Origin of the sequence: Bacillus cereus group sp. BfR-BA-01430 (genome assembly GCF_022663115.1) — a bacterium.
GTDB lineage: Bacteria > Bacillota > Bacilli > Bacillales > Bacillaceae_G > Bacillus_A > Bacillus_A cereus_BD.
Genome location: NZ_JAKUEW010000009.1, coordinates 15963 through 29881, shown reverse-complemented (window position 1 = coordinate 29881; position 13919 = coordinate 15963). Strand labels below are relative to the sequence as shown.

Sequence of the window (13919 nt, the reverse complement as noted above, 5' to 3'; positions counted from 1 at the left end):
ATTATTTTTAAATTTTTCTAAATAATTAGACTATTTTTCTCATTATAACAAAATTTAAATTCCTATGTCGATACATGAAATAGTATGTATATGTATTCCATAAATCGTTCAAACTTTTCTTAAAAGTAGAAACCTAGGTTTTTATTGGAATACATGTAAAGCAACATTCATTTAAAGCTTATGAAGGTGATTATTTTGGACAAACAGAACGATTGGCATATTTCAATCCTTATCGGAGCATTAATCTCCTATGTATGCTTCTACTACATACCTATTTATGTTTTTCCCGACAGTTACTATATTACTGACCTTGACATCCGCTTATCTTCCATATTTGTTGAAGTGATTGGTCTTATTTCATTATGTTATTCCATTTTATACAAAAAAAAGACGTTTAGACCTTTTTGGATATTAATCTTAATCGGGATTTTTTGTTTTTCTATCGGAGATATATTAGGAACTTATCATCCTTTTGAACTTCCCATGGATGAATTTGATATTTCAGATCTATTCGTTATGCTTTTTTCTATTTTCTTCCTCTCTGCATTCTTTTATAAACTAATGAAAGAGTGTGATAAATGGGGAAAAGCCTTTCTCATTTGCGACATATGTATCATTGTGACAGCTGTTTTCACCTTAGAGTGGTATTTATTTAATCAACCTTCTATACGTATTTATGACTTGTCAGTTGCAGATGCAGTGATGAAATTTTTCTTTCCAATTACAGATGTATGCTTTCTACTACTTGGAATCAGTTTTTTTTTCTATCCAACCATTTTTCAATCAAACAAAAAGTTATACCTTTTTATTACTGTACTAATTGGGTATGCACTTATTGATTATACATACACTTTTTTTGCAGATGATTTACCAAGTTATATCCTTGTTAGCCTTCGAGCTCTTTACCGAGTTTTATTATTATGTATTGCAATCGCTGCAGCTATTCGCGATACTACAAGCAGAACATCTTACTTTATTATGAATCCCGTATTAGGAAAGCAACTACTTATTATCTTTCCTTATCTTGCGATTACCATTTTAATTGGCTTTACATTAAAAGAAAACACAGCTTCCTCAACTTTAATTATAGGAAATTGTATTACTTTTATCTTTTCACTGATTCGGCATGTGCTTGCAAGAATGCAAAATAGAGGATTAACGAAAGCTTTACAATTATTTAATAAACAATTAGAAGGTACGGTAGAGCAAAGAACAAGCGACTTAATGTTACAAACCGAAATTGCAAATAGAAAACAACAAAAGTTTCAATCGTTACATGAATATCACCCTGATCCAATCTTTACAATTGATTTAAATGGGATTGTTTCAAATGTGAATAAAGCAGGCAGTACAATGCTAAAGGTACCTGTTAGTGAATTATTAGGAAAGTCTTGGTTCTCTGTTGTTATCGACAGAGACAAACCTAAACTTGCCGCTGCCATTCAAAACGCAAAAGAGAAGGAATCGACTTCTTTTGAAATACTCGCTAACTATAACGGGCAAGCTTACTCTTTCCACTTAACAATCGTCCCCATTATATTGAATGAGCAAGTAACTGGTATTTACATTCTCGTGAAAGATATTACGGAAATGAAAAGACAACAAGAACAAATTCATTATTTAGCATTTCATGACTCTTTAACTACTCTTGGAAATCGTGCTTTCTTTCAAAGAAAATTAGACAATTATATTAAACAATCCAAAATAAATGATAGGAAATTCGCATTACTTTTTATAGATATAGACCGCTTTAATCTTATTAACGATACACTGGGACATAAGGCAGGAGACATTGTACTAAGAGAAGTTGCAACTCGCTTACAATCTTGTATTCCTCAAGATACTCCGCTGGCGAGAATTGGCGGAGATGAGTTTACCATTTTAATCCGTCATGCTACGGACAAAGAATCATTATTAGACTTGTGTAACCAGCTAATTCATACTGTAAAAAAAACTATGCAAGTTCATAACCATACTTACCATCTATCACTTAGCATCGGTATTGCAATTTATCCAGAAGCCGGAACAGATGCTACTTTACTATTCCAACACGCAGATATAGCAATACATGATGCAAAACTGAAAACGGAGCATGCCATTTCATTTTATGATGAGTCGTTATCAAAACGAATGGGTAGACGTTTACGTTTAGAAAAAGATTTACCAAAAGCAATCGAAAATGAAGAATTCTTCTTATTGTATCAACCGCAAGTGGACAGTAGTTCTTATGAAGTAATTGGTGCCGAAGCGCTCATCCGCTGGGATCATCCAGAATTAGGCATTGTATCTCCTTACGAATTTATTCCAATTGCCGAAGAAAGTATGCACATTCTTGAAATTGGAAAATGGGCATTACAAAAAGCTTGTAAGCAAATAAAGGAATGGCAAACGCTTGGATATTCTCATTTAAAAATTGGAGTAAATGTGTCAGCTAAAGGGTTTCAACAAGATTTTTTTGTCCCATCCGTTCTTTCCATTCTAAAAGAAACTGGATTAGCACCACATTTTCTAGATTTAGAATTAACGGAACGAATTGCCATGGTGGATGAAAAAGAAACATTGCAAAAACTTCGTAAGCTAAAAGAGAGCGGTGTACATATATCAATCGATGACTTTGGAACAGGCTATTCCTCACTAGCATATTTGCCTTTATATCCAATTGATATGCTTAAAATTCCACGTGAATTTATTTTAATGGCTGATGAATCTAAGGAAGGAAAAGAGATTATTACAACGATTATTTCCTTATCTCATACTTTGCATATGTCTGTTATTGCAGAAGGGGTAGAAACAAAACAACAATTAAAGTTTTTACAGCAAAATGGTTGCCACTACGTACAAGGATACTATTTTAGCAAGCCCCTTACTCCAGAGGACTTTCTTTTATTTTTACAAACTCATGTACGTTACAATAAATAATGAGGATGAAATAAGATGCACATTTTATAAACATGTGCATCTTTCCTTTACTATTTTTACTATTGGCATAAAATATGTACAATAAAGCGAAACTTTAATCAGTGGGCTTTGACTGCTTCTCTCCGAATCTTGAGATAGGAGTCTTACTATCCCAAAATAACGGGATACAATATGAAAACAATATTCATCCCATACAAATTATATAAAAGAGCATATAATAAAATAATTTATATTTTCTATACCGTAGGTGAATTCCATGAAGATAAAAACACACGTAACGATTCTTATAAGTAGTTTACTCATTTATCTTAGCATTCATTATATCGGGGTACTCATTTACTCGAAAGACTCTCTTATATTTCAAATCATGATATGGGTAACAACGATTTTAATTGATATTATCATTTGTAGTTACTTATTTTATTTTTCATCCATTAAACGTAGTCATGCTTATCGATTTTGGATGCTACTAACACTCGGTTCCATTTTATATTTTATTGGTGACATCATCGTTGCCTACCAACGTTTGATTTTACATGACTCTGCTATATTTATTGATCCGTCCGACTTTTTTTATTTATTATTTCTCGTTATTTTTGTAGCTGCCTTCTTATATGAATTACTTTATGATCGAAATATATGGGAACAGTTATTTATCATATGTGATGTTTGCATTGTCGTGACTGCACAATTTACATTAAGCTATTACCTTCTTATCGAGCAGGCTATCCATATTATCGCTACTACTTACTTTAATATAATCGTGCAACTCATGTATCCCATGGCAAACTTATTATTTCTTCTAATAGGCATTAGCTTATTATTTCGACCGCTGTCACTTCTTTCAAAACAAGTTTCCATCTTTTTAGCAACTTCAGTCATTGGTTATGCAAGTATTGATTCGATCTATACTTATATGAAATATTTCACAGCTAATCATTCTGGATTTATCATTGCGCCTTTATATCAAGCTTTTTTAATGCTAATTGTTATCGCTTGTGTGCTGCACACAAAAGAAGCAGAGCAAACTGAGCAAGTATTACTAACACCGCAAATCGGTGAAGCAATTCATTTATCACTACCCTATCTCTCCGTTATTGCACTTAGTATATTTGTATTAATAGAGCATGCTTTTTCACCCGTATTAGTAATAGGCCTTATTGTTACATTTTTCTTTGTATTGATACGCCATATTTTAGTTCGTAGACAAAATAAAGGACTACTGCTAACGCAGATGCGATTTAACCAACGTTTAGAAGAACAAATCGAGTTACGCACACAAGATTTAGTGCAACAAAAAGATGCGTTATATCGAAGTAAAAAAATGTTCGAATCTCTATATGAACACCATCCTGATCCTATTTTCACATTGGATTTACACGGCAATTTCTTAAATGTAAATAATGCTGGAATTACATTGCTTGGTTATCAAACAAATGAACTATTAAATCAGCCTTATTACTCACTTGTATATGAGAAAGACTTAAAAAAAATAATAGATGCGTTTCATCATGTGAAACGAGGGAACTCGATTTCATTAGAGATACGAGCATATCATAAAAATAGAGATATTTATTTTTTGCATGTTACAGCTGTTCCCATTATCTTAAAAGAACATATTCCAGGTGTCTATTTAATGATTAAAGATATTACAGAAAGCAAACAGCAACAAGAGCAAATTAACTTCCTAGCATATCATGACACATTAACTGAACTTTCCAACCGCCGTGCCTTTCACAAGCAACTAGAAGATGCCATCATACGAGCTAAAATAACAAAACAACCTTTTGCTGTTTTATTCCTTGATTTAGACCGTTTCAAAATTATCAATGACACTCTTGGACATCGAATCGGAGACCTTCTTTTAATTGCTATAGCCAAAAGACTGAAACAAATTTCAAATCCGAATGTAAAACTTGCACGGCTTGCCGGAGATGAATTTACGCTCCTCGTCGAAAATATTAAGCACCCAGCTGAAGTTCAAACATTAGCAGATCATATTTTGACCGCATTAAATGAACCATTTCGAATTGAAAATCATCATTTACAAATTTCGTCGAGTATTGGTATTGCGATTTATCCAGAGGCCGGTGAAGATCCGATGTCAATTTTGCAGCATGCTGACATGGCCATGTATGAAACGAAAAACAAAGGAAAAAATGGAAGTTCCATCTATACACAGGAGCTATACAAAAAGATGGCGCGTAAATCACGAATTGAAAAAGATTTGTCGCTTGCTCTAGCAAATAACCAATTCTTTATTTCGTATCAACCACAAGTTGATATTAGAACGAAAAAAATAGTTGGCGCAGAAGCTTTAATCCGCTGGAATCATCCGATTCTAGGTAATATCTCACCTTGTGAGTTCATTCCGATTGTCGAAGAAACACCTCAAATCATTCCGCTCGGTCATTGGATGTTAAAAGAATCATGCAAGCAATTAAAGCGTTGGCATAAGCTTGGCTATACTGATTTGAAAATAAGTGTTAACTTATCAGCAAAAGAATTTCAACAAGATCATTTAATCGAAAATATCTTAAATATACTTAAGGAGGTACAAGTAGAACCGAGATTTCTCATACTGGAATTAACTGAACGCATCGCCATGATAAATGAAAAAGAAACATTACTAAAGCTTAAAAAGTTAAAAGAACATGGCATTCAAACTTCAATTGATGACTTTGGCACAGGTTACTCTTCTCTAGCTTACTTATCCATTTTCCCAATTGATACATTAAAAGTGCCACGAGAATTTACACAACTGGCCGATCATCGAGATGAAGAAAGAGCTATTATTTCTACAATACTTTCACTTGCAAATACATTAAACCTTTCCGTCGTTGCAGAGGGGATTGAGACGGAAAAACAATTTGACTTTTTACAAGCTAACAATTGCCGATACATGCAAGGGTATTACTTTAGTAAACCACTTACAAGTAAACAGTTCCTCGACTTTCTACAAAAACACCCTTTCTAAACAGGACGATTTAGAAAGGGTGTTTTTTGATTGCTACCTTTTTCAATTAATCTTTTGTGATTTCCTCATAAAATGCTGCGCTTGTTGTATAGAAATAGGGAATTAACCATAGGAATCCAATTCCAATTGTAACGATACTTAATAAAAACCAACCAATAAAACTTAAGCATACTAGAAAATAATCTAGTTTATGCCCATCCATTATGCGACGACTTTCTGTAATCGCTTGATTCATTGTATATTCAGGATGATCGTTCAAAATGAAGTACGTCATCGAATAGGAGAAGGACTTAATAATCCCTGGAATAATCAATAATAACGTCCATAAAATCAAATATACATATATTAATAAATATGTTAAAAATGACTTTATCAACTTACTTCCATCTGTAAACCAGCTAAATAGTTGACTTGCTTTTACGTCTTGCTCACGAACTGCACGCAATACAAGGGAGTATGCTCCTAAAGTTAACGGCCCAATAATAAGCATGGCAACCATATCTACTGAAAGAGATCTACTTGCCTCTTCCCAGCCCCATATAAATGAGAATGGGACTGTAATAACTGTTCTACAGATGGTTATTAAAATAATAATAAGCAGCGTGATTCCTACCGCTAAGCCCCATTTCCCTTCTAAGGCATCAAGAGCCCTTCCTTTTAAATCACTAATCATGTAAACCCTCCAAGCTTCTATCTTCTCATTATATAGTCTATAAAAGGCGAGAGCACATGATCCTTGCACCCTCCACTCCATATCCTTTTAGTATAATTCTTTTTCTGATATATATTGATAAAAATGTGCTGTTGTTGTAGTGAAATATGGGTATAACCAAAGGAATCCAATTCCCAATGTAAACATAGCTAAAATTCCCCAGCCAATAAAGCTAAGCCATAAAAGAAATAAATCCATTTTATGCCCTTTCATGATTGATTTACTTTCTTTTAACGCTTGTAAAACACTGTATTCCGGATTCTCTACTAAAATATAAAACGTCATCGCATACGAAAAAGAAGCAATAATCGATACTATGATTGAAATGAATAGAAGGCCAAACACAACGATAACTAACGCTTCGCTTTCAGGTGGCTTAACAAACATTAATATTCCTATAAATACGATAGGAACCCAAGATAACGAATATATAAATACACCTAGCATCGCTTTTATTGACTTCCAAATTCTATTTACACCACGAAACCCTTCAAATAAATAATCTATCGTAACAGTATTTCTCTTACTTATATTGACATATAAACTCGTATAGCCATATACCATAATTCCATATGCTCCATAATTCACAATGAGCATTAGCATATATATAAAAATAAATGCAAGAACAGCACCAATTCCTACTCCTCCCTCTTCAAATGCATACAATGAGTCGCCAGTCGCTATGATTAACAATACTGCTGGAATAAAAATTATTAATGATGCAACTAGCGAAACAATATAACTTAAAACAAATTGTAAAATCGTTGAGCCTACACCAAGCCCCCACTTCCCCTTTAGTGATTGCAAAGCTTCTCGTTTCATTTCACTAATCATGTTCCCCTCTCCTTTCATACGCCGTATATCATATTTATATAAAAATACCTTCTCATTATATCATTTTTCTTAATATTTTCTACAAATCAGGAATTCATTCTATTTAGACAAATAAAAAAATCCGTAAAGGCAAGAACCTTTACGGATTTTTTATTTCATCTCAGAAACGTCCAAACGATTAATTGCACGTTTTAGCGCTAGTTCTGCACGCTTAAAGTCAACATGAGCTTGTTTATCTTGCAGACGTTGCTCAGCACGACGCTTCGCTTCATTTGCACGATGAATATCAATATGGTTCGCTTCTTCAGCAGATGGTGCTAATACTGTTACTTTATCTGGACGAACTTCGATAAAGCCGCCGCTTACTGCTACATAATCAGTATGACCGCCATTTTTCAAACGAACCGCACTAATTTTAAGCGGCGCAACAGTGGGAATGTGACCTGGTAAAATCCCCATCTCCCCACTTTCTGCCTTAACGCTTACCATTTCTACTTCTTTTTCATAAACTGGTCCATCAGGAGTTACAATACTGACTGGAAATGTCTTCATAATTCGTCCCTCCTAAGGCCTTACGCCATCATTTTCTTCGCGTTTTCAACAACTTCTTCAATTCCACCTACTAAGCGGAATGCATCTTCTGGAAGATCATCATGTTTACCTTCTAGAATTTCTTTGAAACCACGAACTGTTTCTTTTACAGGTACATAAGATCCTGGTTGACCTGTAAATTGTTCCGCTACGTGGAAGTTTTGAGATAAGAAGAATTGAATGCGACGAGCGCGATGTACAACTAACTTATCTTCTTCAGATAACTCATCCATACCTAAGATAGCGATAATATCTTGAAGCTCTTTATAACGTTGAAGAGTTTGCTGTACTTGACGAGCAATCTCATAATGCTCTTCTCCTACGATTTCTGGAGAAAGCGCACGAGATGTAGAAGCTAATGGATCTACCGCTGGATAAATACCCATTTGCGTTAAACGGCGCTCTAAGTTTGTTGTTGCATCTAAGTGAGCGAACGTTGTAGCAGGTGCTGGGTCAGTGTAGTCATCGGCTGGTACATATACCGCTTGGATAGACGTAATAGACCCTTTATTTGTTGATGTAATACGCTCTTGTAATTGACCCATTTCAGTTGCAAGTGTTGGTTGGTAACCTACCGCAGATGGCATACGACCAAGAAGGGCAGATACTTCAGAACCCGCTTGCGTGAAACGGAAGATGTTATCGATGAACAATAGTACGTCTTGTCCTTGCTCATCACGGAAATGTTCCGCCATTGTTAACCCTGTTAATGCAACACGTTGACGTGCACCAGGTGGCTCGTTCATTTGACCGAATACCATCGCTGTTTTCTTGATTACGCCAGAGTCACTCATTTCATGGTATAAATCGTTCCCTTCACGAGTACGCTCACCTACACCAGCGAATACAGAAATACCACCGTGTTCTTGTGCAATGTTGTTGATTAATTCCTGAATTAATACTGTTTTACCTACACCGGCACCACCGAATAGACCGATTTTACCACCTTTAATGTATGGAGCAAGTAAGTCTACTACTTTAATACCAGTTTCAAGAATTTCTACTTTTGTAGATAATTCTTCAAATGCAGGTGCTTGACGGTGAATTGGGTCACGGCGTACATCCGCTGGAATTTCACCATCTAAGTCAATTGACTCACCTAATACGTTAAATACACGACCAAGTGTTGCATTACCAACTGGAACTGAGATTGGTCGACCTGTATCTTCTACTTCTGTGCCACGAACAAGTCCATCAGTGGAAGACATTGCAACCGTACGAACTGTGTCATCACCTAAGTGAAGTGCAACTTCTAAAGTTAAGTTAACTTCATCTTTTTTAATTCTAAGGGCATTGTAGATTTCAGGTAGCTTTCCGCCGTCAAACTTAACGTCTACAACCGGACCCATGATTTGCGTAACGCGCCCTTTATTCATCGGGTTCCCTCCTAGCTTTCTTTATATTAGCCAGCTTTCTATCAGTCGGCTTTCAATTTTTTATGAATCTAGCTACAGCGGTTAGAATGCTCGGTGGCTTCGCTTCTTCCTGCGAGGCAAACTACGCCTCTACGTCTGAATCTCCATCCCCCTCCCATTCTGAACGAACCGCTTCCGCCTTTTCTTACAATCTAGCTGCGGTGGCTAGAAGGGGTGGTCATTTCACCCCTTCCTGCGAGGCAAAGAGCGCCTCTTCGTCAGGAGTTCCAATGCCCTCCCCTTCTGGACGAGCCACCTCCGCTTTTTATTACTATTCTAACGCTGCTGCTCCGCCAACGATTTCTGTGATTTCTTGTGTAATCGCAGCTTGACGAGCACGGTTGAATGAAAGTGTAAGTGTATCGATAACTTCCATCGCATTGTCTGTAGCACTCTTCATTGCTGTCATACGCGCTGCGTGCTCACTTGCTTTTCCGTCTAGCAGTGCACCGTACACTAAGCTTTCCGCGTATTGTGGCAATAGTACTTTTAAGATTTCTTCTTCTGAAGGTTCAAACTCATATGGAGTTAACTTTTTATCAGATTTCACATCTGTAAGCGGTAAAACTTTATTTTCCGTTACTTCTTGTGAAATTTTACTTACATAGTGATTGTAATAAATATACAATTCATCATAAGCACCATCTGCAAACATCGCAATTGCTCGAGAAGCAAGATCTTTAATATCTGTAAATGATGGGTGATCAGATAATCCAACTACTTCATCAATGATGTTAAAGCCACGACGTTTTAAATAATCACGTCCTAGTCGTCCAACTACAATAATTGAATATTGATTTGGATCCATATTGTGACGCTCACGAATTACGTTACTTACCTCACGTAATACGTTACTGTTATAACCACCTGCTAGTCCGCGATCAGATGTAATAACGATGTACCCTGTACGCTTTACAGGACGCGCTGTTAGCATCGGATGATTGATTCCTTTGCTACCTTGCGCGATACTCGCTACCACTTCTTGAATTTTTTCCATATATGGAACGAAAGATTTAGCATTTTGTTCTGCACGGTTTAATTTCGATGCAGATACCATCTCCATCGCTTTCGTGATTTGACTCGTTTTCTTTGTCGAGTTAATTTTCGCTTTTATATCGCGTAAAGATGCCACAGGTTTTCACCACCTTTTTTTCGGGAAGTTGGCATGATTAGTAAGATTCCTTTTCGTTCATCTTTCTAATCCATATTGCAAGGCATGCTTGCTCATGATTGAAGGAAAAGAATAGGTGCACCTACTCTTTTCCTCTGTAAATCGTTAGTAATTCTAAGACGAACTACCTTTTGTATAGTTTAGCTTCAGCCGCTTGGACAGTCGGTCGTTTCGCTCCTTCCTGTGAGGCAAAAAATACCTCTTCGTCAGGAGCTCCAACGTCCTCCTGTTCTGAACGAGCCGCTTCTGCTTTTTATTCAATCTAGCTGCGACGGCTAGAAGGGGCGGTCATTTCACCCCTTCCTGCGAGTCAAAAAGCGCCTCTTCGTCAGGAGTTCCAGCGTCCTCCCCTTCTGGACGAGCCACCTCCGCTTTTTATTACAATCTAGCTACGAATACTTTTTTAAATCCATTGATTGCTGCTGCAAATTTGTCGTCATCCGCAAGTTTCTTCGTTGTGCGGATTTCTTCTAATAAATCAGCTGCATTTGAATCTAACCAAGCATAGAATTCTTCTTCAAAGCGAGTGATATCTGCTACTGGAATATCATCTAGGAATCCACGTGTTAAAGCGTAAAGAATCGTAACTTGTTTCTCTACTCGCAACGGTTTGTGTAATCCTTGTTTTAACACTTCAACTGTGCGAGCACCGCGGTTTAGTTTCGCTTGTGTTGCTTTATCAAGGTCAGAACCGAACTGAGCGAACGCTTCTAACTCACGGTAAGATGCAAGGTCAAGACGAAGTGTACCTGATACTTTACTCATCGCTTTAATCTGAGCAGATCCACCAACACGAGATACTGAAGTACCTGCATCGATTGCTGGACGTACGCCAGAGAAGAATAAATCAGATTGTAAGAAGATTTGTCCATCTGTAATGGAGATTACGTTTGTTGGGATGTATGCTGATACGTCCCCTGCTTGTGTTTCGATGAAAGGTAGAGCTGTTAATGAGCCGCCGCCTTTTGCATCGCTTAATTTTGCTGCACGCTCTAGTAAGCGAGAATGTAAGTAGAATACATCCCCTGGATATGCTTCACGACCTGGAGGACGACGTAATAGTAATGATAGCTCACGGTAAGCAGCTGCTTGTTTTGATAAGTCATCATACACGACTAATACGTGTTTTCCGTTGTACATGAATTCTTCACCCATTGTTACACCTGCATAAGGAGCTAAGTATAATAATGGAGCTGGTTGAGAAGCTGATGCTGTTACAACAATTGTGTAATCTAATGCACCATGCTTACGCAGTGTTTCTACTACGTTACGTACTGTAGATTCTTTTTGTCCAATTGCAACATAGATACAAATCATGTCTTCATCTTTTTGATTTAAGATTGTATCCAGTGCTACTGCCGTTTTACCAGTTTGACGGTCACCAATGATTAACTCACGTTGACCACGACCGATTGGTACAAGTGCATCAATTGCCTTAATACCAGTTTGAAGTGGCTCATGAACAGATTTACGATCCATTACACCTGGTGCTGGGCTTTCGATTGGACGAGTTTTTGTTGTATGGATTGGGCCTAAACCGTCTACCGGTTGACCTAATGGGTTTACAACACGACCGATTAGTCCTTCACCTACTGGCACTTGCATAATACGGCCTGTACGACGAACTTCGTCACCTTCACGGATTTCTGTGTAAGGTCCTAGAATAATAATACCTACGTTGTTTTCCTCTAAGTTTTGTGCTAGTCCCATAACGCCGTTAGCAAACTCTACAAGTTCACCAGCCATAACGTTATCAAGACCATGAGCACGCGCGATACCGTCACCAACTTGGATAACTGTACCAACATCGCTAACTTCGATTTCAGACTGATAGTTTTCAATTTGTTGCTTTATCAGTGCGCTAATTTCTTCAGCTCTGATGCTCATGTGCTTCACCCCTATCTATTCTTCATTAGTTCACGCTGAATACGTGCTAATTTTCCTTGTAAACTTCCATCGTAAATGCGATTTCCAATGCGCACTTTAATACCGCCTAGTAAATCCTCATCTACAATATTTTTTACGCGAATTGCATCTTTTCCAGTTCTTTTTGCAAATGCTTCTGCAATGTTCAGTTTCTCTTCTTCAGATAGAAGACGAGTAGAATAGACAGTTGCATCCGCTACGTTACGCTCTTCATTTGCAAGAGTTACGTATTCATTTGCAATGGCAGGTAAAATTTCAATTCGTTTATTATCAACTAAAATATATAACGTATTTAAAATAGACTCAGAAACAGAAGAGAATACGTTAGAAAGAAACATTTTTTTCTGTTCCTTTGAAATATTTGGCTTTGTTAAAAAGCTATGTAGTTCTTCGTTTTTCATAAAAACGCTTTGTACAAGGCCTAATTCTTCTTCAAACGTTTCTAATACGTGTTTTTCTTTTGCAATTTGAAAAAGAGCGACAGCATAACGTTTTGCTACAATCTCATTGCTCATCGCGCTTCTCCTACTTCTTTAATATAATCGCGAATTAATTTCACTTGATCTTCTTCTTTTAGTTCTTTTTCAATTACTTTGGAAGCAATTTGAACAGATAAAGAAGCGACTTGTTCTTGTAATGTAGCAATTGCTTGCTCTTTTTCGCGTTGAATTTCTTGTACAGCAGATGTTTTAATTGATTCTGCTTCTTCTTTTGCAGCAGTAATAATACCATCTTTTTGCTCTTCTGCTTGCTTTTTCGCTCTTTCGATTAACTCTTGTGCTTCAACACGTGACTGTTTTAACATTTCACGTTGTTCTTCTACTAACTTTTTCGCCTCTGCATGATTTTTTTCTGCAGCGTCGATTTCGCTAGCAACATGCTCTTCACGTTCCTTCATAATTCCCATTAAAGGACCCCAAGCAAATTTGCGTAGCATCACTAATAAAATTAGGAAAACGACCAACGTATAAGCGATCGTTCCAAACGGAATGGCAGCTCCTAATAATAAAGTTGGCACAAGGATTCACTCCCTTCAAGATATCTAAATTAACTATATGAAAAAAAGACATACATATCGTTCATAAAGCAATGGCGAAGAAAGTTCAAAAAACACTCTTCGCCATTTATGTAAGGGGAGTATCCCTTATTTGTTCATTACGATGAATGCAATAACTACACCAATGATTGGAAGTGCCTCAACTAATGCAACCCCGATGAACATAATTGTTTGAAGTGCGCCTTTTAATTCTGGTTGACGAGCAACACCTTCGATTGTACGTGATACGATAAGACCGTTACCAATACCTGCACCTAATGCTGATAAACCAATTGCAATTGCAGCTGCGATTACACCTAAACTCATTTAAAATGTCC

Annotated in this window: 11 protein-coding genes; 2 read left to right on the top strand and 9 right to left on the bottom strand. The window is 36.8% G+C overall.

Annotated elements, in window-relative coordinates; translation table 11 throughout:
* The first annotated feature begins 180 nt into the window (after positions 1 to 180).
* Complete coding sequence (locus MR058_RS15310; protein WP_242144814.1) at positions 181 to 2919, top strand: putative bifunctional diguanylate cyclase/phosphodiesterase; 2739 nt, start codon at positions 181 to 183, stop codon at positions 2917 to 2919.
* Between the two features lie 256 nt (positions 2920 to 3175).
* On the top strand, positions 3176 to 5896 hold the full coding sequence (locus tag MR058_RS15305) for a putative bifunctional diguanylate cyclase/phosphodiesterase (RefSeq protein WP_242144813.1): 2721 nt from the start codon (positions 3176 to 3178) through the stop codon (positions 5894 to 5896).
* Positions 5897 to 5942: 46 nt separating this feature from the next.
* Here the strand turns inward: MR058_RS15305 and MR058_RS15300 are convergent, their stop codons facing one another.
* The 9 genes from MR058_RS15300 to atpE form a co-directional block, all read right to left on the bottom strand.
* Positions 5943 to 6569, bottom strand: coding sequence for a DUF975 family protein (locus tag MR058_RS15300; RefSeq protein ID WP_242144812.1), 627 nt, complete (start codon positions 6567 to 6569; stop codon positions 5943 to 5945).
* A gap of 87 nt (positions 6570 to 6656) precedes the next feature.
* Positions 6657 to 7442 carry a DUF975 family protein gene (locus MR058_RS15295; RefSeq protein WP_242144811.1) on the bottom strand — a complete coding sequence of 262 codons (786 nt, stop codon included), beginning with the start codon at positions 7440 to 7442 and terminating at the stop codon, positions 6657 to 6659.
* 150 nt (positions 7443 to 7592) lie between these two features.
* On the bottom strand, positions 7593 to 7994 hold the full coding sequence (locus MR058_RS15290) for a F0F1 ATP synthase subunit epsilon (protein ID WP_242144810.1): 402 nt from the start codon (positions 7992 to 7994) through the stop codon (positions 7593 to 7595).
* Positions 7995 to 8014: 20 nt separating this feature from the next.
* Positions 8015 to 9409 (bottom strand): F0F1 ATP synthase subunit beta, encoded by a 1395-nt coding sequence (atpD, locus tag MR058_RS15285; RefSeq protein ID WP_242144809.1) that lies wholly within the window; start codon positions 9407 to 9409, stop codon positions 8015 to 8017.
* A 310-nt stretch (positions 9410 to 9719) separates the two neighbouring features.
* Positions 9720 to 10580 (bottom strand): F0F1 ATP synthase subunit gamma, encoded by an 861-nt coding sequence (gene atpG / locus MR058_RS15280; protein WP_242144808.1) that lies wholly within the window; start codon positions 10578 to 10580, stop codon positions 9720 to 9722.
* Between the two features lie 417 nt (positions 10581 to 10997).
* Positions 10998 to 12506: a F0F1 ATP synthase subunit alpha gene (atpA, locus tag MR058_RS15275; RefSeq protein ID WP_242144807.1), complete on the bottom strand. Its 1509-nt coding sequence runs from the start codon at positions 12504 to 12506 to the stop codon at positions 10998 to 11000.
* An 11-nt stretch (positions 12507 to 12517) separates the two neighbouring features.
* Complete coding sequence (locus tag MR058_RS15270; protein WP_242144806.1) at positions 12518 to 13060, bottom strand: F0F1 ATP synthase subunit delta; 543 nt, start codon at positions 13058 to 13060, stop codon at positions 12518 to 12520.
* Positions 13057 to 13563: a F0F1 ATP synthase subunit B gene (gene atpF / locus MR058_RS15265; RefSeq protein ID WP_242144805.1), complete on the bottom strand. Its 507-nt coding sequence runs from the start codon at positions 13561 to 13563 to the stop codon at positions 13057 to 13059. Before atpF ends, MR058_RS15270 begins: the two co-directional genes overlap by 4 nt.
* 126 nt (positions 13564 to 13689) lie before the next feature.
* Positions 13690 to 13908, bottom strand: coding sequence for a F0F1 ATP synthase subunit C (gene atpE / locus MR058_RS15260; protein ID WP_000052064.1), 219 nt, complete (start codon positions 13906 to 13908; stop codon positions 13690 to 13692).
* Positions 13909 to 13919: the final 11 nt, after the last annotated feature.

Bases quoted from the DNA above. Each gene is read 5' to 3' on its own strand.
- MR058_RS15310 (WP_242144814.1), top strand. From the start codon at position 181: ATGAAGGTGATTATTTTGGACAAACAGAACGATTGGCATATTTCAATC.
- MR058_RS15305 (WP_242144813.1), top strand. From the start codon at position 3,176: ATGAAGATAAAAACACACGTAACGATTCTTATAAGTAGTTTACTCATT.
- MR058_RS15300 (WP_242144812.1), bottom strand. From the start codon at position 6,569: ATGATTAGTGATTTAAAAGGAAGGGCTCTTGATGCCTTAGAAGGGAAA.
- MR058_RS15295 (WP_242144811.1), bottom strand. From the start codon at position 7,442: ATGATTAGTGAAATGAAACGAGAAGCTTTGCAATCACTAAAGGGGAAG.
- MR058_RS15290 (WP_242144810.1), bottom strand. From the start codon at position 7,994: ATGAAGACATTTCCAGTCAGTATTGTAACTCCTGATGGACCAGTTTAT.
- atpD (WP_242144809.1), bottom strand. From the start codon at position 9,409: ATGAATAAAGGGCGCGTTACGCAAATCATGGGTCCGGTTGTAGACGTT.
- atpA (WP_242144807.1), bottom strand. From the start codon at position 12,506: ATGAGCATCAGAGCTGAAGAAATTAGCGCACTGATAAAGCAACAAATT.
- MR058_RS15270 (WP_242144806.1), bottom strand. From the start codon at position 13,060: ATGAGCAATGAGATTGTAGCAAAACGTTATGCTGTCGCTCTTTTTCAA.
- atpE (WP_000052064.1), bottom strand. From the start codon at position 13,908: ATGAGTTTAGGTGTAATCGCAGCTGCAATTGCAATTGGTTTATCAGCA.